The sequence below is a fragment of the Clostridium yunnanense genome (assembly GCF_016595795.1).
Taxonomy (GTDB): Bacteria; Bacillota; Clostridia; order Clostridiales; family Clostridiaceae; genus Clostridium_AR; species Clostridium_AR yunnanense.
The window spans coordinates 1-22,087 of sequence record NZ_JAENHN010000038.1; the positions used below are offsets into that span (position 1 = coordinate 1).

Below are 22,087 nucleotides of genomic sequence, written 5' to 3' on the forward strand. Positions count from 1 at the left end.
TATTTGCATGCATATTTTCCGATTACTTTCCTTATTCCGATTGCACTTCCAAAGCTAATTGCTAAAAAAGAAGCTATCACGTTGTGTAATAGCTTCTTTAATCACTCTTAACTTAATGACATTGAGAATGTCTCTTCAGTCACTTTTTCATTTACTATATTACTTTATAATCCCTGTGTTAAAAAGCAGCTTTCCAATCATTCTATCAATGGATATTTCTCTGTTTCCAAGCATAGTTTTAACTGCATTTAACAATACTCTAACATCATATTGTCCTTCATAAACTGGTGGAACTTCTTTATCTAACTTAAGCAATCCATATACCGCCATAATCGCAGATCTTACAGAATACTCTACTGTAAATACACAATCATTTGGTATTTCTGCGAATTGTCCAAGGAATGCTAAGTTAGTGCATCCATTTGGTATAACTTCAGGTCTATCACCTTTCTTACGTGGCATGAATTGGCTTGTTATATATGGCATCATGCATGGTATAACTTTACATGATGGTAGTATCTCATCTACCTTATCTCCTAAGCCCATATGATAAAGTAATTCTGTAAATAATTCCGCACCAGTACAATCACTCATCTTTTTATTTACAAAATCACCAACCTTATCAGGGAATAATCCATATGCCCACATTACTTGTACATTTTCAGGTTGATTTATAAAATGTGGCTGCTTTGGAGTAACCCAAGACATTAGCCAGCTTGAGTCTTTAATTGTCACTACTCCACCCATACCAGGTTCATCACCAGTTAGATCTAGAAGATGATCAAAAACAGAAGTGTTATCTGTTATAGTGACAGTAAAAGAAAGCCACTTTGTTTTATCTATATCTCCTGCGAATACTTCTGGATGTCCAAAGTCAGGACTTTGTTTAGCTATATTCTCCCATAATGACCAGCAGCCTCTTTCTTTTTGATTTCTGTTTAATAAAGCTGGTGTATGCGTATCACCTAAAGTTGAATTTTCAGTCATTGATCCATTAGTTACAAAAACCAAATCATTCTCAGTAGTCTCAATAACCTCTTCATGTCCTTTTCTCTTTATATAAATGCGTTCAACAGTCTTTTCATCTTCAGTAATTTTTATATCCATATCGATAACTTGTACACCTAATTCCATTACCACACCTTGCTTCTTAAGCCATGTTATTAGTGGTAGTATCAACGAATCATATTGATTGTATTCAGTGTGAAGTATTCCATCTAACTGATTCATTCCACCTATTAAATGCATGAATCTTACCATATATCTTTTAACTTCTAATACACTATGCCAATTTTCAAATGCAAACATAGAACGCCAGAAATACCAGAAATTTGTTTCAAAGAAATGTGGTTTAAACCATTGTTCACAAGTTGCAGCTCCAATCTCATCGTCGTGAGCAAGCACTAGCTTGTTTAAAGATATTATATCTTCTAACTCAAGTCCTAAAGTAGAAAAATCTGCTTTTTGTCCTTTATTCTCTACTAATCTACAGTGTGATTTTATTGGCTCTGCAATATTAAGTTCTCTAAATTCATCTAAAACTGTTCTATCTGGACTCGTAAGTGATGGAATAAATCCAAATAAATCGTAAAGGCATTCCATTCTAGATTCTAGCTCTCTTCCACCTCTAGCAATATACCCCTCTTCTGCATTTCCTGCTCCATCCATACTTCCACCAAAAACATTTGATTCTTCTAAAATGTGAATATTTTTTGCTGGCATATGTCCATCTCTAATTAAAAACGCTGCTGATGCAAGTGATCCGATACCTCCACCTACTAAGTATGCCTTTTTATTTTTAATATCTGCTTGAGGCACTGTGTTTACTCTCTCATAATTTTTCATAACCATCCACCCTTTCAAAAATGCTTTTAAAAATATTTTTAACTCTAAAAGCTTATTTTTAACTTCAATAAATATTAATATAGCGGTGTTGATTTAATAGTTAATACGTTGTTTCATCCACCCTACAAATACAATATAATTTCTTATATATATGATTACAATTTACAAACAAATGTATTTGTAAAATTTCTTTACAAATGGAGCTCATTGTAAATCAAATCGTCAAAAAAGCACAGATTTTTTACCTATCTGTGCTTTTCTTCAAATCTTCTTATTGCTTGCATTATGGTTCCATCAATTAAAAAACCTATATTTTCAATTATATGTTCAGGTTTTTCCTTCATGTTCTCTTCCATCCATTTTGCTACTAGTGAAATTAGCGCTGGTGTATAAAAATCTACTATAAATTTTTTATATTCCTCCGAAATCTTTGTTCCTTCAGAAACTTCATCTACAATCTGTTTAAGTGAATTTGATGTATTTGCAAAAAGAAACCTTTCAAGATGATCTCGTCCTATGGAATATAAGGTATTCATACAAAACGCTTTGTTTTTTTCAATATATCTAAAAGCTTCTAAATAGCCTTCTTTCCAGGTTTCATAGGACTTATGTTGCTCTAAATAGTGAACAGCCTCGTTACTATAAATCCATCCTAATAATTCATATACATCTTGAAAATGGTAATAAAAAGCTTGTCTTGTAATTCCGCAGCCATCAACAATATTTTGTATTGATATTTTGCTAAAAGGAGTCTTCTCCATAATCTTTTTTAACGAATCAGCCATTAATTGCTTTGTCATATATGAATTTGCCATAAAGTCCTCCAAACAAAGGTTTAATATTAACTGATAAAAATTCCTATGATACAATTTCTAAATACTTCTAGAATAATTGTATCATAGGATATACTATTTTTCCTATATAAACCCAATTATTATTAAATTATTTATAAATCACAATACATCCTAGGCACTTTCTAACTTTATTCTTTTTCATATTATATAAGACAACTCCAAGATTATAACAAGCAATTACGTTCTTTTATAATTTATTTATCATACTAGCATTATATGCAGCTCCGAATCCATTATCTATATTAACAACACTTATACCGTTAGCACAGCTGTTTAGCATGGATAAAAGAGCAGCAAAGCCTCCAAAGTTAGCTCCATAACCAACACTGGTTGGAACTGCGATTACAGGCTTATCTACTAATCCACCTATGACACTTGCAAGAGCACCTTCCATTCCTGCGATAACAATCACTACTTTGGCGCCTCTTATAACATCAAGCCTAGCAAATAATCTATGTATACCTGCTACACCTACATCTACAATCTTCTCAACCTTATTTCCAAGTATCAAAGCCGTTTCGTAAGCCTCTTCAACCACTGGTAGATCTGAAGTACCTGCAGAAATAATAGCAATATAACTTTCTGAAAGAGTTTCTTCTCTTTTCCTAATGGTTATAGTCCTACCTAGTTTATTATACTTTGCATCACTACAAATTGCCTTTACAGCATCAAACATTTCCTCGCTAGCTCTTGTAGCTAAGATATTATTGTCTTTCGTGAGCATAAATTGAATTATACTTTTTACCTGCTCTACAGTTTTCCCTTCACAGTATATAACTTCAGGATAACCAGTCCTTATCTGCCTATGGTTATCTATAACAGCAAAACCTAAATCTTTAAAAGGTAACTCTTCAATTTCTTTTACTGCCTTTTCTATTTCAACTTCATCATTTTTCACAGCTTCTAATAATTTTTTTATATCATCTTTGTCCATAATATCCCCCTAAAATATACTAAGGCTTTTAATTTCATCATAACACAATTAACTTATAATCGCTAAAAAGAGTCTTAATTAAGACTCTTTTTTTGTATAGTAAACAGTGTTTTCTCTTCTTTATTTAAAACTTCATTCATACTGCCAGTTCTGTAGCCTAACATGTCTAAAGTAACATAAGTAAAACCTATTTCCTTAAACTTATTGCCTATCTTATCCATAAGCTCAATATTAAAAAATTGTTCTCTTTCTTCAGGGGCAACCTCTATTCTAGCAATTTCTCCATGATGTCTAACTCTTACTTGCTTTATTCCCATATCAAGGAGGAATTGTTCAGCTTGATCTACCATTCTTAACTTAGGTAAAGTTATTTTATGTCCATAAGGAAACCTAGAAGAGAGACATGCAAATGATGGCTTATCCCAAGTAGGAAGTCCAAGTTCCTTAGATAGTTCTCTTATATCATTTTTCGTTAATTCCGCTTGCTTTAACGGACTAACTACTTCTAGTTCTCTAGCCGCTTGCATACCTGGTCTATAATCTCCGTTATCATCTAAATTAGAACCGTCAAATACATATTCAACCCCATTTTCTAAAGCTACATTTTTAATCTTTGTAAAAAGTTCTTTTTTGCAATAATAACATCTGTTCTTTGGATTACTTGCAAACCCTTCTATATCAAGTTCTTCTGAAGATATTATAATATGTTTTACTCCCATATCCTTTGCATATTTAATAGCTTCCTTTAGCTCTCTTTCAGGGTAAGTAGATGAAGTTGCTGTAACTGCAATTAGCCTTTCGCCTAATACTTCGTAAGCTACTTTAACAAGAAAAGTACTATCCACACCACCTGAAAACGCTACAGCAGCACTTCCCTTTTCTTTAATTATATCTTTAAGTAATTTAAATTTCTCTTTAAGTTCCATTTCCCGTACCTCCTATAATATCTTATATACATCATTATATATTTTAGATATTGCTACATTATTTTCTTCAGCTAGTCTTTTACAATCTTCATATTCAGGTTTTGACTTAATAAGTTCACCTTTATAATATGATTTTTTCACTGTTACCTCTCCATACTTAGTTTCAAGCTTTGAAAATTCTCTGTTTAACATAATCTTTTGTACATCAAATTTCCTAACTCCAATGGAGGTAGTTTCTTTAAAGATAACTTCAAGTACTTTATTTTCAACCTTTCTATTAACTAACACACTTAGCTTTATTGCTGGTCTTCCTTTTTTCATAATTATAGGAGTCTTAAATACATCTAATGCTCCTGATTCAAAAAGTTTTTCTTCAACATAACTATATATTTCAGGATTCATATCATCTATATTGGTTTCAAATAAATGTTGTTCTTCAATTTCTTCATTTTTAATTTCTTCTCCTAAATATACTCTTAGAACATTAGGTATTTCCAGTTCTCGAGTTCCAAGACCATATCCTATCTTCTCTATAAAAAACTCCATCTTATCAGTGTAAACTTCAACATTTTCAGCTAAAATCGCTGCACCTGTAGGAGTTGTAGTTTCAAAATTAACTATTCCAGTTCTTACTGGTATATTCTTCAATATCTTAATTGTTGCTGGTGCTGGTACAGGTATTAGTCCATGAGCGCATCTAACAAAACCTCCACCTAACTGAATAGTTGATGCCATAATCTTATCAACCTTCAAATAATCCAATGCTATTGCTGCACCTACAATATCAATTATTGAATCGATAGCGCCAACTTCGTGAAAATGAACTTCATCTATGGTTTTTCCATGAACTTCTGCTTCTGCTTCTGCAATTCTCATAAATATAGCTAAACTTAAACTCTTAACCTTATCACTTAAATTACTACAGTTTATTATGTTCTTAATATCATTAAGATTTCTTTGTCCATGATGGTGATGATTTCCATGTTCCTTATCACCTAAACCCTCATGTAAGTGGTGTTCACCAATATGATTATGCTGGTGGTTAGGATTATCATGGTGTACATGAGTACTTTCTTCATTATGTTCATGATTTAATGCATGTGTATGATTATGCATGTGTGATTCATTTTGATGAGCTTCATCTATATGAACATGGTTATGATTGTCTTGTTTTTTTATAATTACATCAACTTTAGTGCCAGTTATACCATTTTTAATATCTTTTCTAATATCTATTTCATACTCAGAAGATATATTTAACTTTGCAATTTCGTTTAGTAAGTAGTCTTTATCCACTCCTAAATCAATTAGTGCCCCTAAATTCATATCTCCGCTAATTCCACAAAAGCAATCATAATATAATATTTTCATTTTATTCTCTCCATTACATTTGTTATTTAACATTCTTTAGATTTTATATATATGGATGTACCACTTCATTTCAAATTTTATATTTTCAGATTGAAGTGATACATCCTATTTTTTACCTCTTAACTTCTTAGACTCTTATATTCTTAACTTTTTAAATTCTTAATTTCTTAGCTTTTATGCAAATACTTCTTTGATTGTTTGTAAATGTTCACGGATAGGAAGACTTTGTGGACAATGTTGTTCACATTTACCGCATTTTACGCAGCTTGTAGCCTTTTCTTTCTCAGGTAAGTTTTCATATGACTTGTCCCCCGGGAACATATTGTAAGTATTATAAGCACTAAAGCATCTTGGTATATTAACTCCTGCTGGACAAGGCATACAATACCCACAAGCAGTACAGTTAACTTTCATCTTACCTTTAATTATATTCTTAACTTCATCAACTATAGCTAATTCTTTTTCAGTCAATGAGTTTTCTGGAGTTTCACCTGCCGCTTTAATATTTTCTACTAATTGTTCTAATGTGTTCATTCCGCTTAGTACAACCTTTACTTCTGGATGATTCCATACCCACTTTAGAGCCCACTCTGCTGGAGATCTCTTCACATCGGCTTTATCAAAGGCTTCTTTTGCCTCGTTTGGGATATTTACAAGTTTTCCACCTCTGATAGGCTCCATTATAGTAACCCCTAAACCTCTCGCAGCAGCATATTCTAAGCCCTCAGTTCCTGCTTGGAATTCTTCATCCAAATAATTATATTGTATTTGACAGAATGACCAATTATAATAATCAACTATTTCTTTAAATACTTCTAATTTATCATGGAATGAGAAACCAGCATATTTTATTCTACCATCTTTTATCGCAGAGTCTAAAAATTCATCTATTCCATTGGCTTTTAATCTTTCCCAATCAGTTTTATTTAAAGCATGTACCAAATAAAAATCAATATGATCTGTATCTAAACGTTCAAGTTGTTCATTCAAATATTTATCCATATCGCTTCTTGATTGTATAAGCCAGCTTGGAAGCTTTGTAGCTAATTTTACTTTTTCTCTATATCCATCTTTTAATGCTCTACCAACAAAAGGTTCACTGGCACCTCCACCTCTAGTCATGCCATTTCCATGGTATGGATATGCTGTATCTATATAGTTTACGCCATTATCTATTGCGTAACGAACTAAACCCAATGCTTTTTCTTCATCAATTTGTGATGGATCACCACCTGGTATTAATGGTAGTCTCATACAACCAAACCCTAAAATTGAAACCTTTTCATTTGTCTTACCAAAACTTCTGTATAACATCTCGACTCCTCCTCATAATTTTGACACATAAGCCTCAGCCTAAATCATATTACGTATCCATACTAATAAGCTAGGCTCCGCGGGCAATTATGATATAAGCTTAACAATATGTATCTTTAATGATTTCCTGTTAAAATATTATTATTTTATATTTGTTTCCATATATTATAAATATTACACCTTATAGTATACTCTAAGTCAATACAGTGACTAAATCTTTTTCGTAAAATGAATAACTAAATTCTTGTTTGCACTAGTAAATTCATCTTAAACGATTTTAGTCTTGCACTATTTTTTACTACAATGAAAAACTAATTTCATCATTAACTGATTTATAATTGCACCTTTTTCTATAATTAAATAATGCAAAAAAAAATTAATCCTTAGAAAACTTAATAAAAAGTTTAGGATTAATTTCTTTTCTAAATAAAACTATACTATATATACATATTCATTAAAATTTGCGCTTGATAGTATTTATATATCTATAGAATAGTTTACTCTTTTTGTTAATTTAATGTTCTTATAAAAGTCCACTATACCGCTGCTCCGCTATTTTCGCAGCTATTTATAGAATTACAACAGCTACTTTCAGTTTTCTTCTCTTTAATTAGTCCAGTATAATGGTTAAGCTTCCAATTAATTAATTCAAGATTATTATTCATTTCTTTAATTTTTTGCTCAGTTATCTTCTTTTGTGCCAATATAATTTCTCTTCTTAACTCTAAAGTTCCGTCGCCTTCAATACAAAGAGCAACAAAATTTTTGATTTTTGAGATGGCCATTCCAGTATTACGTAAACAGCATATAAGCTTTATCCACTCAATATCATCTTCACTGAAGTTTCTAATCCCATGTTCATCACGTGCTATATTGGGAAGTAATCCCTCTTTTTCATAATATCTTATCGCATACTCAGTTAAATCAAATTTTTCAGCTACTTGCTTTATTGTATACTTCATAAAAAAACTTCCCTTCTATAACCTGGCTTTATGTATAAGTCTAATATAACTCCTTTTATAGTATATAAGTCAAGTAGTATAGACAGAAAATTTCAGATTTTTTATCTTTACTATAAATTTCAAGTTAATACTTTATCAATTCACAGGTTAATAGATTTTATTAGCTGGTAAGAAGTACGATAAAAATAGCTATGACAAATATGTTTATCTTTAATAGTACTGATTAGCTATACATTTCCTAATATCACTCTATTTAAATACTTTCCTGCAACTTCTTCTGCTTTTCTCATAAAGGTTAAATCTGTTGGAGAATTCATTAATTTATATTGTGGAAAGTATCTTGAAAGGTGTAATGGTATATCCTTATTTATACTACTTAAGAACTTTGCTATTTCTTCAACTTCTTCTAAACTATCATTTTCACCACTAACCAATAAAGTTGTTATTTCAACATGACATTTTTGTGCAGCTATCTCAATGGTTTTTAGCACAGGCTTTAAGCTTCCGCCACATAAATCTTTGTAGTAGCTGTTACTATAACTTTTTAAATCTATGTTCATAGCATCAACATAAGGAAGCAGCATCTTTAATGGTTCTTCACTTATATAGCCATTGGTTACAATTACAACAGACGCATTTTCATCAGTTTCTTTTAGAAGCTTTGCACAATCATACACATACTCATACCATATACTCGGTTCATTATAAGTAAATGCTAAACCTATATTAGCTTTTGTTGTCAACGCTGTTTTTACTAGCTCTTCTTTTGAAACAAATTCACTTTTAGCAATCTGTTGAGATATCCTATAATTTTGACAAAAGCCACATACAAAATTACAACCAAAACTACCCACTGACAAAATAAAACTTTCTGGTTTAAAATAGTATAGAGGTTTTTTTTCTATTGGATCTAGTGCAGCTGAGGTTATTTCCCCATAATTTAATGTATAAAGTTTTCCATCCTCATGAGTTCGCACATTGCATTTTCCTATATGACCATTTTCAATTACACAATTATGAGGACATAAATAACAGTGTACTTTATCTTTAAGATTTTCATAAAACATAGCTTCTTTTTTCATTTTATAGCCTTCTCCTAGCTTTCTTTATGCCTTATAACTTGAAATCTTTGTATAGTGTACTGATCCTCTTGATCTATATTTCCCTTTTCTAAGGCTATAGAAAGCTGCTCGTCAGCTGTATTTACTCCTTCTAAGTCAGGTAGTAAAAGTCCTGTTTTTCCCATACACCTTACAATAACTCCATATTCCTTTGGATCTAGGTCTTCCTTAGTTGCTACCTCAGGTTCTGTCAAAACATCTACAGAGAAATCAATATCAAGAAGTTCTTCTTCTTCCACTTCATAAAATCTCGGATCATTTATTCCTGCTTCTATAGAATTTCTAATAATTTCTTTTGCCACATTATCAGTTGCTGGAAATATTGTTCCTATACAACCTCTTAAATCACCATGTTTTTTTAGTGATACAAACACACCTCTTTGCATATTTTTCATTTCATTAGGCACATATTCAGGGATTTCTTTAAATTTTCTCCTTGTGGTTAAATAGGTAGTAAGGCTTTCTCTTGCAAGTCTTACATAAGGATCATTTTGTTTATTCTTTTTTTCATATTGAGACTTTCTAAGCTCCTCGAGTTCACTGAGCTTTGGCTCATCTTCAGACAAAACATTAAATTTCATTATCCCATATCCAACTCCGAAGGTTCCTTCGTAACTCAAAAGATCACCATTAAACTTTTTACCTTCAAGTGCACCAAGTAGTGTTACTGTTGACCGTCTTCCGCATTCTCCAGCTTCACAAACAGTCTCTTTATCAATACTTAGTACTGTTTTAACATCACCTTTTGCTAAGTTATCAAGAAACTCTCTATCAAACTTCTCACCATAAGGATTGTATCCATAAGGTCCTTCCTCTTTAAGTCTATGAGATAAATCTCCACTTGCTATAAGAACAGCATTTTCATTTAGTTCCTCCACAGCTCTTCTTATAGCAATTCCAAACTTATATAAATCAACATCACTTAAGGCTGCATAGGTTATATGTACAAATTTGTAGTTACTATAATGTTTATTTATGAAGTAAAGAGGAACCATTGCTCCATGATCCAATATAACTGATTGATCATACTTATTTAAAAGAGAGTTTGTGGCCATTATAACCGGTATTCCCTCTCCATAGGCTATTTCATATATTTTTGTTGTTAGCTCTTTGTTTATTTTAAGTTTCATCTGTACACTGGGAACTCTAAAGTTTTTCAAATCACCATATATCTCATTCTCATAGCTTATGGCGATAGCATCTTGAAACATCACCCCATGAGGAGTAACTAATATAATAGTATCCGGAGCTTTTTTCGTAATCTCTTCACCAATTACATGAAAGCTATTTCCAGTTGCACTTATCTTTTCTTCTTCACCCTTACCTACCTCTGGCACAGCTATTGGAGGATGTGGCAATAAATAAAAACCATTTAAACTCAAAACACTCACCTCTTTATTATAGTTATACTTAATCTAAAGATTAGTTTTACCAACTTACAATATTAAATACTTAAGTGTATAGTTAGAAAATCAGCTGCTTATATATCATTAAATATGCAAGCAGCTGATATATAGATGAATTTTTTAAAGAATGGCTTTTTCAAAACTTTCAATTATATCTTCGTATTCTTCCAGTCCAACAGAAACCCTAATTAAGGTATCACTAACACCAAGCGCTTCTCTCTCTTCTCTCGGTATAGCTGCATGTGACATTTTTGCTGGATAAGAAACAATAGTCTCAACACCACCTAGAGAAACAGCAAAAGCGGCATTCTCTATATTGTTAAGAAAATATTTAGTTTGCTCTATGGTCTTAAACTTAAAAGAAAGCACAGCTCCGGCACCAGATGCTTGAGAAAAATGAATATCCTTTCCTATATGACCTTCTAATCCTGGATAATATACTTTTTCTACCTGTTCCTTCTCTTGAAGCCATGTTGAAAGCTTCAACGCAGTTGCTTGATGAGCATCTAATCTTATTTTTAAAGTCTTAAGCCCTCTAAGAAGCAGCCAACAATCTTGTGGTCCAAGTATAGCTCCAAAGGAATTTTGTATGGTATATATCCTGTCTGCCAATTCTTTAGTTTTGGCCACCGCTAGTCCACCTACTACATCACTATGTCCACCTATAAATTTGGTAGCACTATGAACTACAATATCAGCTCCTAAGTCCAGTGGTCTTTGCAAATATGGTGACATAAAAGTATTATCAACTATTACAATAATATCTTTCTCCCTTGCGATAGATATGACACCTTTTAAATCTGTTATTTTAAGCAATGGATTGGAAGGTGTCTCTAAGAAAATTGCTTTTGTATTCTCCTTAATTGCACTTCTTATATTCTCGAGTTTAGATGCATCTACAAAAGTGAATTCTATGTTAAATCGGCTAAGTACTTTAGTAGTTATTCTATATGTGCCGCCATAAACATCTTCACAAATTACGACATGATCCCCAGCTGAAAATATAGATAAAACCGATGAAGTTGCTGCCATACCTGAAGAAAAAGCAAAACCTCTGTGTCCATTTTCAAGTTGTGCTATTGTGTCTTCTAATGCTTCCCTTGTTGGATTTCCACTTCTAGAATAATCATACTTACCAAAGTTATCTATATCTCTTTGATGAAAAGTAGATGCCTGATAAATCGGTATACTAAGTGCTCCCGTTTCTTCATCTATCTCATTTCCATTATGAATTAATTTTGTACCAAATTTCATATTTAACACCCCAATGCACTTTCTAAATCCTCAATAAGATCATTTATATTTTCAATTCCAACTGACAACCTTAATAAATCTTCTGTTACTCCAAGTCTCTTCTTTATTTCTGAAGGAATTTCTGCGTGTGTTTGAGTTTGCGGGTAGGTAATCAGAGTCTCAACACCACCTAAACTTTCTGCAAAGTTTATGACTTCAACGTTTTTTAATATTTTAGCTACATCTTCCTGATTTTTCACTTTAAATGATATCATCGAACCAAATCCAGATGCCTGGTTTTTAGAAATTTCATATCCTTTATGTTCAGGTAATCCCACATAAAACACTTCTTTTATCTTAGGATGTCTTTTTAAAAATCCAGCTATTTCTATTGCATTCTCTTGACTTTTTTCCATTCTTATATGTAGTGTTTTTATTCCTCTGAGTATTAACCAAGAATCAAACGGCGCTAAGGTTGCACCTGTAGACTTTTCATAAAATCGTATTTTTTCATTTATCCACTGTTCATTAGTTACCACAAAACCAGCAAGGGTATCGTTATGTCCACCTAAAAATTTAGTTCCACTATGAACTACTATATGAACACCCAAATTAAGAGGCTTTTGAAAATATGGTGTTAAAAATGTATTATCTACTATTACAATTATATTTTTCTCTCTTGCAATCTTTACAACTTCATTGATATCTACAACCTTCATCATAGGATTTGAAGGTGTTTCAATAAAGATAGCCTTAGTATTTTCTTTAATACTATCTATTATATCTTTTAATTCAGTTGTATCTATAAAATCATGTTCAATTCCATAAGGTCCATAAATATCTCTAAATAGCCTAAAAGTACCTCCGTATAAATCATCAGAAACCAAAATATGATCACCAGGTTTGAATAAACTTAGTACAGCAGTTACAGCTGCTACCCCTGTAGAAAAACCAGCACCATATTTGGCTCCCTCGAGTCTCGCTACCGTGTTTTCTACCTCTTCTCTAGTAGGATTTTGTAATCTAGAATAATCATACCCAGTGCTTTCATTCAAGCCCCCATGCTTAAATGTAGCTGTCTGATAGATCGGAAAGCTTATTGCACCAGTTAATGGATCAAAGCCCTTACTTCCATGTACTGCTGTAGTCTCAAATTTTAGTAGTTTTTCTGCACACATATTGAATGCCCCCTTAATATTTTACTTATAAAAGTCCATAACGCAATTTTTATTTATGATCTCATTTCACAATTTCTTTTCTCAGTATATAGAAAAAATCTATCAGGCGAACAAGTTTTTTATTGTACCCCTAAATAGCAATACTAAATACCCGAAATAACTAGCATTAAAATTTTATGATTCCCTATACAATAAAAAAATGCCAGAGAATAAACTCTGGCATGTATTTACTACAGAAATCTATTCTCATCTTCCAGTTATATAAAACTGCAGGAATTAGCACCATTACATAAATTAAATGAAATTCATGCTGGTTGCTGGGTTTCACAGGGCCAGTCCCTCCACCTCTCGAGATAAGTTAAAACTATTATTTAATTATTTCATATTATATGCTCTACATTAGTTTTCTGTCAACACATTTTATGCGATTTTACCAATTTAACAATTGGTTTTACATAGTGTTAAACTAGTACTCTATTAATTATATATAAATTACCCTCTTTGCTTACTTAATTTACTTTTGAAATTTATCTAAAAGATGTCTTTAAAGCCTCCTTTAAAACCTTAGGATTTTTCTTATATGGTGTTACTGGACAAATCTTCTTATCTTTCACATCAAACAAAGTATATATTGCAATTCTAGCCGCACGAACAGAATATTCTTCAGTAAAAACCATATCCTCAGGTATTTCAACAAACTGACTTATCATAGCAAAATTTGTTGATCCCTTTGGAACAACTTCTGGTCTATCAGTTTTCTTACGAGGTTGGAACTGAGAATCTATATACGGCATCATACATGGAATTACATTTACCACTGTATCCATTATTTCCTCTGTCTTATCCTCCATATGCAGGTGATGTAATAACTCAATTAGTATTTCTTCTCCAGTACATTCTCTCATAGGTTTCTTTACATAGTCACCTATTCTGTCAGTATATAACCCATATCCCCAGAAAATAGTTGTATCAAGTGGTTGATTTTTAAAATGTGGTTGTGCTGCAACTACTATGCTCATTAACCAATTTGAATCCTTAAACGTCATTAGTGCCCCACTACCAGGAGCATTTGATGAAAATTTTTCAATAAGTTTAAGTAGCTTATTGCCTTTGCATGTTACAGTAAAACTCTCCCAATTTGTCTCTTCATGATTTCCAAAGAATGGTTCCGGATTTCCAAGTCCCCACTTTTTCTTTGCAACTTTAGCCCATAATTCTCCTGAAATTGGCTTATCTGGAGTATATTCTGGCGCTCTATGCATATCTCCTAAAGTTGCGTTATCTGTCATACATCCATTTATCATAATACAGATATCTTGATCCTTAAGCTCAATAACTTTTTCTCCTTCGTTATCTTGTACATGTATTGCTGTTACTGTTATCTCTTCACCAGGTTTAAAATCAAGATCAGTAACAGTAGCATTTATACTAAAATCAACATTAAAACCTTCTAAATAAGTCTTTAATGGAAGAATAACTGAATCATATTGGTTATACGGAGTTCTTGTTACACCTTCTAAAGTTTCTATACGAGAGAACTCAAAAATCATACGATCCATATATCTCTTGAATTCGAATAAACTAGACCATTTTTGAAAAGCAAAAGTAGTCTGCCACATATACCAAAAATTTGTTTCAAAGAAGTGTGGTGTATGCTTAAACCATTGTTCAATTGTCATATCATCAAGTTTATCTTCTGATGTAGCCATAAGCTTTCCAAGCGCCATACGATCAGCATTGTTGAACCCCATGCTAGTTACATCTTGAATTACACCATTTCTGTCAATTAATCTTGCTTTTGCATAAGTTGGATGTGACTGGTCAAAATTTAATATTTCTTCTGTTACACTCATATTAGGCATATCTAAAGATGGTACGGTTGATAGCAACTCCCAAAAGTTCTCATAAGTCTCTTCGTTTAGCATTCTACCGCCTCTGCAGATAAAACCATTTACTGCATCTCCAGCACCATCATTACTACCTCCAAGTATCTTAAGCCCTTCTATTATATGAATATTTTCACCTTTAAAATTACAATCTCTTATAAGATAAGCAGCACCTGCTAAAGAAGCTAATCCACCTCCAACAAAGTAAACCTGCTTATCTTCACTATTTATAGGTTTTTGCAAACTTTTATCTGTCACTTTTGCTCTGTCCTTTAATTTTTTTGCACCTATGGCTGCCACAGTTGCAGCACCAGCTATTGCCCCTAATGCAAGCAATATGTTTACATTATCTTTACTAGACTTTTTATTCATGCCCTTTTCCTCCATTTTACATTCATAAGATGATATGATCCTTTCTACTATCTTTAGGATCATTCCAACTAATCTATTTTAATGCCTTATCTATTAACAATTATAAATCAGGAATTTTTCATTGTAATTATACAGTTTAACTCATTTGTCTAGTAAAAATATATTTTTATAAATCTCTTAAATATAAAAACAGTAGTTTCATAATTATTAATTCTTAAATGAGATTACCTTTACTTTTAGATGAAAATCACAAAAGAGTTCCTATATCGAAATTTAATTTATACTTGTTCAAAAATCTCGGCTTCTTGGGATTTTAGAGCTTGTATAAATTAATATCTGAGCTAGAACTCTATAATACAAATTAATCACCGTAACATCATTTTTTTACTTGTTTAAATCTATATGTAATATAACATATCAAAATTAAATATTGTATTGATTAAAAGTTATTAATCATAATAGGAGGAAATTATATGTACGAATATAAAGTTTTTAAATGGAGATTTGAGCTCTGCAGAAGAACTAGAAAAGAAACTAAATGAACATGGCACAGGAGGGTGGAAGGTAATAAATGTTGTACCTAACCTTAGTGGCTCTGTAGACCAGAACACATCTACTTTTATATTAGAGAAAGTTAAATAAATAAAGTTTTTTTATTCTAAAATAAAATGAGGAGCAAATTATACTCTCCTCATTTTAAACCTCTAAACTTATCTTATTTTAATTCCAATCATGAAAAATCAGTCTTCTAGTTCCGAAACTTATCAAAAGCTTTCTACTTTGCTCTCTTCCAATGCCTTTTTAATACCGGCTTTAAATCCTGCCTTAAATCCCTTTTTATAACCTTTCTTAGCTGCTTTTTTAGCTTTCTTTTTTACGATTTTCTTAAGTTTTTTTTGTTCATGCTTATTTTTACTTACACCCAACTCATACTTCCTAGCTATGTTCTCATTTTCCATTCCCTGTACGCCCTTCTTTAAAATTATTGTTTTTAAATACATTAAAGTAATTATAAATTTGATTAAGCCTGCAAATCCATGTAATAACTTATCTTTTTTAGATTTTTTTACTGCAAAAAAAGTTCTATATGGAGTCGTTAAATACTAAAAAAGAATTTTTTCTTTTACTACGTATTGTCACTATATAAATAATATATGGACTATTCAAATTAAATTCCCCAAAATAAAAGTCTTTATCAGAATCTTACAACCAAAATATTAAAATCCCAAAATGTTAATTTCTTAGTTTCAAAATATATCACAATCAAATTAGTTTATCATTTCAGTTCTCTTATTAGTATCTATTATATATACTTTTCTAGAATATTTGTTTTAAGTATGTTTAACATGGTACATTTATAGACATCCCCGTTACTGATATACACTACTTCAAAGTTAAATCTGTTTTCAAATCCCTTATGAGTTCTGGTGAGATAATTAAAAATATAACCTTTAATATCAAGTAATTTATGTATATAAAACTAATATAGGTAAATATCATTACTATATTGACAATTAAATACCAGTGTACTATCATTATAGTACACTAGTAAACCAACCAATCCTGATAGAAACTTTAAAAATATAAATTATAAATAGGAGGTACATCATGTGCTAAACTTCAGCGGAAATGCACCAATTTATATTCAAATAGTTGAAAAAGTAAAAGCTGATATTGTATCTGGTAAACTTAAAGGTGGAGATAAGCTTCCTTCTGTAAGAGAATTCTCCGAAACCTTTAAAGTAAATCCAAATACAGTACAAAGAGTTTTTCAAGAACTTGAAAGAGAAGGTATAACCTACTCTCAACGTGGTATAGGAACATTTATTATGGAAGGTGATGAAATAGTGAAGAATTTAAAAACCTCTCAAGCCGAAAAATATATTCAGCGTTTTTTATCTGAAATGACTGATCTAGGCATGAGTAAGGAAGAAATAAGCGAATATCTATTAAAAGTATTGGAGGTAAGTAAAAATGAAGATCCTCGAAGCTAAATCATTAACTAAAAAATATTTCTCTAAAAAGGCTTTAGATGGTATAGACCTTACTATTGACGAAGGTAAAATAGTTGGTATTTTAGGACCAAATGGGAGCGGAAAAACAACTTTATTAAAGCTTATTGCCGGTTTGATACATCCATCAAAGGGTGATCTAAAGATATGCGAAAACAATATAGGTTATAAAACAAAGGAATTAGTTGCATATCTTCCTGATAGTGACTTTTTGTATCCTTGGATGAAAATTAGTGATGCAAGAAAAACTTACAGCTCACTTTTTAAAGACTTCAATACAAAAAGATTCAGTGAACTAATTTCTTTTATGAAACTTGAAGATTCAATGACTGTAAAAAGTCTTTCAAAAGGCATGAAAGAAAAACTTGCTCTTTCACTAACATTATCTAGAGATGCAAAACTAATAGTTCTAGACGAACCCCTTAACGGTGTTGATCCAATTGCTAGGGAGCAAATACTTGAAGCAATACTAAAAGGTTTTAGTTTTGAAAGTTCAATTATAATATCAAGTCATCTTATTAATGAAATCGAAAGTTTATTAGATATAGTTTATTTCTTAAAGGACGGCAAGATAAAACTATCTGGAAATACAGAAGAACTTAGATCTGATAAGAATATGACTCTTGACGAAATATATAGGGAGGTATTTTCATGTTAATAAATCTACTTAAATTTGAATTATTAAAAAAGTGGAAAAGCATTCGTTATGTACTCTTGGCATATGCTCTTATAGAAATTGTTATTTTACTATCTTGCAGATTATTTTTTTGGAAGAATAATGAACCTCATCTATTTACTATTAAAGATGGTTCTAATGTTCACTTAAATGGCTTCATAACTTTTGCAGTTATTTTATTTTTTGCTTTATCAATTTTACTATCTCTTTACCCTTTTGTTGAAGGTATTCGAAGATATGAAAAAGACTTATCAGGAAAACAAGCAGCACTAGAACTTATGATACCGGCGCATTCATGGAAAAAAGTAACTGCCAAACTAATATCTACTGTAATAAATACAATAATTTGTGGTATATCAATTGTTTTTGCAATTTTAGTTTTCACTCTGGTAGCAACTAATTTTGATCAATCTGTAACTGATTCAATTTTACAAGCTTTAACAGAAATGATTTCTTCACCAATTAGAATAATATATACAATTTTATCTACTTTCTTCATATTTGCATCTATATATCTTTTATTTTATTTTTGTATTGCAATATCCAAAGCTATTTCAAATAAAAACAAGATATCTACTCTTATTAGTATAGCTGTGTTTGTAGGTTCTGTAGCATTATTATCATATTTATCATTTTTGACAGAAAAGTTTCCGATTTATAGTTTTAAAATATATGATACCCAAAGTTCTTTAGCTTCATTAATTTTAAATATACTATCTTTTGCTGTTACATTTGCAGGTAGTGTTTGGTTAATGGAACATAAAATAGAAAATTAATATTGGCTTCATACCGAAGATTAGTACCTAAATATATATGTACTAATCTTCGGTATTCATATTTATATTTCAATACTAATCAGTCCTTTACTTTAACATTTTGTCACAATCATAGATTTGCTATATAAAAATTAAATTAAGACAATAAAGTAAAATATTATAGATGTCATATCTCCTTTACTACATGTATAATATTAATATAGCTACTAAGTATAGGGGGATAAAATGTACATAGAGGATACCGATAAAGAAAATAGGCGTAAGTTTGATGAAGGATTAATTGGTGTTGGACATGTAGATTCTAGAGGAAAGATAAAAACTAATCAAATTATAAATATAGATACTGTAAATACAAAGTTTGACGTAAGCAAGGTTAATTTTACAAAAAATAAAATTACACTTATTAAAATTCCTAAATGGTTAAGCATCCCAGTATCGATTATTTTATACTTTTATTTATTCTTAGAACATAATAAAATTTTCGGAGTTTTTAATATCTTGGCTGGTCTTTATATTATGTACTACCTATCTGAAAAAAGCATAAGATTTAGAAAACGAAACTTTTTTGTGAAGTTTATAGTTATGGGGCTAATTTCTTTATATATGCTTTTATTCGGGATAGGTGCCATTTTATCTGATTCAGTTAATACCACTAATGTAGAAAAGAACTCCAAGAGTATTCCAGTTGAAGCATCATATGATAACACTTACTTTTATTCCTGTTCATTAATGATTTTAGAATTAAAAAATCTTCACAATTGAAACAATCCCAAAGGTTATAAATGCATAACCTTTGGGATTTACTTCTAAAAGCCACTTTATTTATTATTCAACCTATTAAGGCAATTTATTTCCTGCTGCAAGGTATATTGAATACCATTCTTCTCTGCTTAGTTCAACTTTTGAAGCTGCACATATTTCTCTTATACGATTTGGACTCATCGAACCAACTATTGTTTGAATCTTTGCTGGATGTCTTAAAATCCATGCTGTAGCTATTGCTGTATTTGTTACACCTTTTTTCTCTGCAATTTCATCTATTTTTTTATTTACTTCTGGGAATTTATTATTATCTAAGAATACCCCTTCAAAGAATCCATACTGGTATGGAGACCATGCTTGTATTGTTATATCTTTAAGTCTGCAATATTCAAGAATGCTTCCATCTCTATCTATAGACCCATCAACTTTCATATTTACATTTATACCCGAATCAATCATTCCAGTGTGCATCACACCAAATTGTAATTGATTGATTATAATGTTATTTTCACCTAAGTATTTGTTTAGAAGTTCTATCTGCATTGGATTTTGATTACTTACTCCAAAGTATTTTACTTTACCACTATCATGCAACTGAGTAAAAGCTTCTGCAACTTCTTCTGGCTCCATTAAAGTATCTGGGCGATGCAATAATAAGGTATCTACATAATCTGTTTTTAATCTTTTTAGGCTTCCTTCCACTGATGCTAGAATATGCTCTTTCGAAAAATCGAACATCTTACCTGGAACTATTCCGCATTTAGTTTGTATTACCATCTTTTCTCTTATATCTGAATTCATTCCTATTGCATCAGCAAATATTTCTTCTGATTTTCCGCCACCATATATATCTGCATGATCAAAGAAATTTATACCTTCTTCTAGAGAAACCTTAATTACTTTTTCAGCTTCCTCTTTGCTTAATGCAGCCATTCTCATACAGCCTAGAGAAATTTCAGAACCATCAATTTTACCATTACCTATTTTTATATTCTTCATTACTTCGCCTCCTAATATAACTTCCACTATAAATTACGAAAACCAACAATTGTTGCGGATTTTAAATTTATTAGAATTGTTTACCTTCTAAATTCACTAATTTTATTGTACAAAACTTTTTATTGAAATTCAAATGAAAACATTTTCTTTTTTTGAAAACATCTAAATTATTTTCCTATTGATATATTGATACTTAAAAGCATATAAGTTTAATTTTTTCTACAAACCATAAAAGCCTGTAAAACCATGATATATCCTAGTTTAGACAACATATAGATTTCTAGCTTCCTAATAAAACAAAAAGCTGGATCAGGAGATCCAACTTTTTTATTACTTCTTATCTAGCAAATTGTTTTTTCTTATTATTGCTCTTATCTCGACTTAATAACTTAGCCTTTTTCTCTGCAAATGCGGCTTCTTTCTTAAGTTTTTCATAGTTTTTCCATCTATCAATGGACAATTCGCCACTTTCCAGCGCAGCCTTAACTGCACATCCCGGTTCCGTTTTATGCTTACAATCACTAAACTTGCAACTTAATTCTAACTGCTCTACATCTGAGAAAGTAACATTAAGTCCATCATCAACTACCCACATACCAAGTTCCCTCATACCAGGGGTATCAATTATCATTGTACCGTTCTTTAGCATAATGAGCTGCCTATGAGTTGTAGTATGCCTACCCTTACTATCATCTTCCCTAATACCATTTACACGCATTACTTCTTCTTCAGCTATAGCATTTACTAGTGATGACTTGCCTACACCAGATGATCCGAGAAGTACAATTGTTTTCCCTGGTTTTACAAACTCTTTAATTTCAGCAAATCCCTGTCCTGTATATGAGCTTACAGCAATGATAGATACACCAATGGCCACTGTTTCTAATTCAGCTATATAGCTTTCGTAATCATTACATAGATCAGCTTTAGTAAGAATTATAACAGGGTTTGCTCCACTCTCCCAAGCACAAGTCAAATATCGTTCAATTCTCTTTATACTAAAATCATAGTTTAGTGATGTCACGATAAAAACATAATCAAAATTCGTTGCAACTATCTGTTCTTTTTCATTAAAAGAATCCAGCCTAGCAAACTTGCTTTTTCTGTTAAGAACCTTATATATAATGTCATCCCCCATAGGATTCTTTTTTACCAACACAAAATCCCCTATTGCTGGATACACACTAATGCCACTATCAGTATAAAAAATTGACCCTTTAAGCTTTGCACTATTTTCTCCGTCATTTGTAATAAGCTTATAGTATTCTCTATGCACTTCAAGAATCCTTGCAGGCACTAATTCACTACAATCCATCTGAGTTTCATCTATTTGTCTTTCATAAAATTCATTGTATCCATATTGTTTTATAGTATTATTATTCATCTAATTCCTCCAAATTTATAAAGTTGTTTTCTATCTTAAAATTACCGATTAAAATCACCATATTAAATCACTCCTT

Annotated in this window: 20 protein-coding genes and 1 riboswitch; of the genes, 5 read left to right on the forward strand and 15 right to left on the reverse strand. The window is 31.2% G+C overall.

From position 1 onward, the window contains the following. Window positions 1-159: 159 nt before the first annotated feature. The 12 genes from JHL18_RS13295 to JHL18_RS13350 all read right to left on the reverse strand — a co-directional run bounded on the left by JHL18_RS13295 (window position 160) and on the right by JHL18_RS13350 (window position 15,402). Window positions 160-1,845, reverse strand: coding sequence for an oleate hydratase (locus JHL18_RS13295; protein ID WP_200269950.1), 1,686 nt, complete (start codon window positions 1,843-1,845; stop codon window positions 160-162). Window positions 1,846-2,090: 245 nt separating this feature from the next. Next, complete coding sequence (locus JHL18_RS13300) at window positions 2,091-2,660, reverse strand: TetR/AcrR family transcriptional regulator C-terminal domain-containing protein (protein WP_200269952.1); 570 nt, start codon at window positions 2,658-2,660, stop codon at window positions 2,091-2,093. A gap of 226 nt (window positions 2,661-2,886) precedes the next feature. Next, window positions 2,887-3,633, reverse strand: coding sequence for a nickel pincer cofactor biosynthesis protein LarB (gene larB, locus JHL18_RS13305; protein ID WP_200269954.1), 747 nt, complete (start codon window positions 3,631-3,633; stop codon window positions 2,887-2,889). Window positions 3,634-3,707: 74 nt separating this feature from the next. Continuing rightward, on the reverse strand, window positions 3,708-4,559 hold the full coding sequence (larE, locus tag JHL18_RS13310; RefSeq protein WP_200269956.1) for an ATP-dependent sacrificial sulfur transferase LarE: 852 nt from the start codon (window positions 4,557-4,559) through the stop codon (window positions 3,708-3,710). Window positions 4,560-4,571: 12 nt separating this feature from the next. Further along, window positions 4,572-5,930 (reverse strand): nickel pincer cofactor biosynthesis protein LarC, encoded by a 1,359-nt coding sequence (gene larC / locus JHL18_RS13315; protein WP_200269959.1) that lies wholly within the window; start codon window positions 5,928-5,930, stop codon window positions 4,572-4,574. Window positions 5,931-6,104: 174 nt separating this feature from the next. Further along, complete coding sequence (locus tag JHL18_RS13320; protein ID WP_200269961.1) at window positions 6,105-7,244, reverse strand: aldo/keto reductase; 1,140 nt, start codon at window positions 7,242-7,244, stop codon at window positions 6,105-6,107. 536 nt (window positions 7,245-7,780) lie between these two features. Then, window positions 7,781-8,206: a MerR family transcriptional regulator gene (locus JHL18_RS13325; RefSeq protein ID WP_200269963.1), complete on the reverse strand. Its 426-nt coding sequence runs from the start codon at window positions 8,204-8,206 to the stop codon at window positions 7,781-7,783. Between the two features lie 227 nt (window positions 8,207-8,433). Next, complete coding sequence (gene amrS, locus JHL18_RS13330) at window positions 8,434-9,288, reverse strand: AmmeMemoRadiSam system radical SAM enzyme (RefSeq protein ID WP_200269965.1); 855 nt, start codon at window positions 9,286-9,288, stop codon at window positions 8,434-8,436. Window positions 9,289-9,302: 14 nt separating this feature from the next. After that, the gene (gene amrA / locus JHL18_RS13335) at window positions 9,303-10,709 is read right to left on the reverse strand and encodes an AmmeMemoRadiSam system protein A (RefSeq protein WP_200269968.1); all 1,407 of its coding nucleotides are present in this window, start codon (window positions 10,707-10,709) and stop codon (window positions 9,303-9,305) included. A gap of 144 nt (window positions 10,710-10,853) precedes the next feature. After that, a complete protein-coding gene (locus JHL18_RS13340) occupies window positions 10,854-11,987 on the reverse strand; it encodes a trans-sulfuration enzyme family protein (protein WP_200269970.1) in 1,134 nt (377 codons plus the stop codon). A gap of 2 nt (window positions 11,988-11,989) precedes the next feature. Beyond that, the gene (locus tag JHL18_RS13345; RefSeq protein WP_200269972.1) at window positions 11,990-13,144 is read right to left on the reverse strand and encodes a trans-sulfuration enzyme family protein; all 1,155 of its coding nucleotides are present in this window, start codon (window positions 13,142-13,144) and stop codon (window positions 11,990-11,992) included. Between the two features lie 243 nt (window positions 13,145-13,387). After that, window positions 13,388-13,504: riboswitch (SAM riboswitch) on the reverse strand. 167 nt (window positions 13,505-13,671) lie between these two features. After that, window positions 13,672-15,402, reverse strand: a complete 1,731-nt coding sequence (locus JHL18_RS13350) for an oleate hydratase (RefSeq protein WP_200269974.1) — start codon at window positions 15,400-15,402, stop codon at window positions 13,672-13,674. 504 nt (window positions 15,403-15,906) lie between these two features. Here JHL18_RS13350 and JHL18_RS13355 point away from each other — a divergent pair. Next, window positions 15,907-16,044, forward strand: a complete 138-nt coding sequence (locus JHL18_RS13355) for a hypothetical protein (RefSeq protein ID WP_243277878.1) — start codon at window positions 15,907-15,909, stop codon at window positions 16,042-16,044. 122 nt (window positions 16,045-16,166) lie between these two features. Here JHL18_RS13355 and JHL18_RS13360 read toward each other — a convergent pair whose 3' ends face one another. Further along, window positions 16,167-16,403 (reverse strand): hypothetical protein, encoded by a 237-nt coding sequence (locus JHL18_RS13360; protein WP_200269976.1) that lies wholly within the window; start codon window positions 16,401-16,403, stop codon window positions 16,167-16,169. Window positions 16,404-17,012: 609 nt separating this feature from the next. Between JHL18_RS13360 and JHL18_RS13365 the strand changes: the two genes are divergently transcribed. The 4 genes from JHL18_RS13365 (at window position 17,013) to JHL18_RS13380 (ending at window position 19,628) form a co-directional block, all read left to right on the forward strand. Next, a complete protein-coding gene (locus JHL18_RS13365; RefSeq protein WP_200269978.1) occupies window positions 17,013-17,396 on the forward strand; it encodes a GntR family transcriptional regulator in 384 nt (127 codons plus the stop codon). Beyond that, a complete protein-coding gene (locus JHL18_RS13370; RefSeq protein ID WP_200269980.1) occupies window positions 17,377-18,072 on the forward strand; it encodes an ABC transporter ATP-binding protein in 696 nt (231 codons plus the stop codon). The genes JHL18_RS13365 and JHL18_RS13370 overlap by 20 nt, the downstream gene beginning before the upstream one ends. Then, complete coding sequence (locus JHL18_RS13375) at window positions 18,066-18,866, forward strand: hypothetical protein (RefSeq protein WP_200269982.1); 801 nt, start codon at window positions 18,066-18,068, stop codon at window positions 18,864-18,866. Before JHL18_RS13370 ends, JHL18_RS13375 begins: the two co-directional genes overlap by 7 nt. Before the next feature lie 225 nt (window positions 18,867-19,091). Then, complete coding sequence (locus JHL18_RS13380) at window positions 19,092-19,628, forward strand: hypothetical protein (RefSeq protein ID WP_200269984.1); 537 nt, start codon at window positions 19,092-19,094, stop codon at window positions 19,626-19,628. Window positions 19,629-19,703: 75 nt separating this feature from the next. Here JHL18_RS13380 and JHL18_RS13385 read toward each other — a convergent pair whose 3' ends face one another. Next, entirely contained in the window at window positions 19,704-20,627 is a 924-nt protein-coding gene (locus JHL18_RS13385; protein ID WP_200269986.1) for an aldo/keto reductase, read from the reverse strand. Between the two features lie 337 nt (window positions 20,628-20,964). Next, a complete protein-coding gene (gene rsgA / locus JHL18_RS13390) occupies window positions 20,965-22,011 on the reverse strand; it encodes a ribosome small subunit-dependent GTPase A (RefSeq protein WP_200269988.1) in 1,047 nt (348 codons plus the stop codon). Window positions 22,012-22,087: the final 76 nt, after the last annotated feature.

What these genes read in the sequence shown, in the direction of transcription:
- JHL18_RS13295 (WP_200269950.1), bottom strand. Translation starts at nt 1,845, where the DNA reads ATGAAAAATTATGAGAGAGTAAACACAGTGCCTCAAGCAGATATTAAA.
- JHL18_RS13300 (WP_200269952.1), bottom strand. Translation starts at nt 2,660, where the DNA reads ATGGCAAATTCATATATGACAAAGCAATTAATGGCTGATTCGTTAAAA.
- larB (WP_200269954.1), bottom strand. Translation starts at nt 3,633, where the DNA reads ATGGACAAAGATGATATAAAAAAATTATTAGAAGCTGTGAAAAATGAT.
- larE (WP_200269956.1), bottom strand. Translation starts at nt 4,559, where the DNA reads ATGGAACTTAAAGAGAAATTTAAATTACTTAAAGATATAATTAAAGAA.
- larC (WP_200269959.1), bottom strand. Translation starts at nt 5,930, where the DNA reads ATGAAAATATTATATTATGATTGCTTTTGTGGAATTAGCGGAGATATG.
- JHL18_RS13320 (WP_200269961.1), bottom strand. Translation starts at nt 7,244, where the DNA reads ATGTTATACAGAAGTTTTGGTAAGACAAATGAAAAGGTTTCAATTTTA.
- JHL18_RS13325 (WP_200269963.1), bottom strand. Translation starts at nt 8,206, where the DNA reads ATGAAGTATACAATAAAGCAAGTAGCTGAAAAATTTGATTTAACTGAG.
- amrS (WP_200269965.1), bottom strand. Translation starts at nt 9,288, where the DNA reads ATGAAAAAAGAAGCTATGTTTTATGAAAATCTTAAAGATAAAGTACAC.
- JHL18_RS13340 (WP_200269970.1), bottom strand. Translation starts at nt 11,987, where the DNA reads ATGAAATTTGGTACAAAATTAATTCATAATGGAAATGAGATAGATGAA.
- JHL18_RS13345 (WP_200269972.1), bottom strand. Translation starts at nt 13,144, where the DNA reads ATGTGTGCAGAAAAACTACTAAAATTTGAGACTACAGCAGTACATGGA.
- JHL18_RS13350 (WP_200269974.1), bottom strand. Translation starts at nt 15,402, where the DNA reads ATGAATAAAAAGTCTAGTAAAGATAATGTAAACATATTGCTTGCATTA.
- JHL18_RS13360 (WP_200269976.1), bottom strand. Translation starts at nt 16,403, where the DNA reads ATGTATTTAAAAACAATAATTTTAAAGAAGGGCGTACAGGGAATGGAA.
- JHL18_RS13370 (WP_200269980.1), top strand. Translation starts at nt 17,377, where the DNA reads ATGAAGATCCTCGAAGCTAAATCATTAACTAAAAAATATTTCTCTAAA.
- JHL18_RS13375 (WP_200269982.1), top strand. Translation starts at nt 18,066, where the DNA reads ATGTTAATAAATCTACTTAAATTTGAATTATTAAAAAAGTGGAAAAGC.
- JHL18_RS13380 (WP_200269984.1), top strand. Translation starts at nt 19,092, where the DNA reads ATGTACATAGAGGATACCGATAAAGAAAATAGGCGTAAGTTTGATGAA.
- JHL18_RS13385 (WP_200269986.1), bottom strand. Translation starts at nt 20,627, where the DNA reads ATGAAGAATATAAAAATAGGTAATGGTAAAATTGATGGTTCTGAAATT.
- rsgA (WP_200269988.1), bottom strand. Translation starts at nt 22,011, where the DNA reads ATGAATAATAATACTATAAAACAATATGGATACAATGAATTTTATGAA.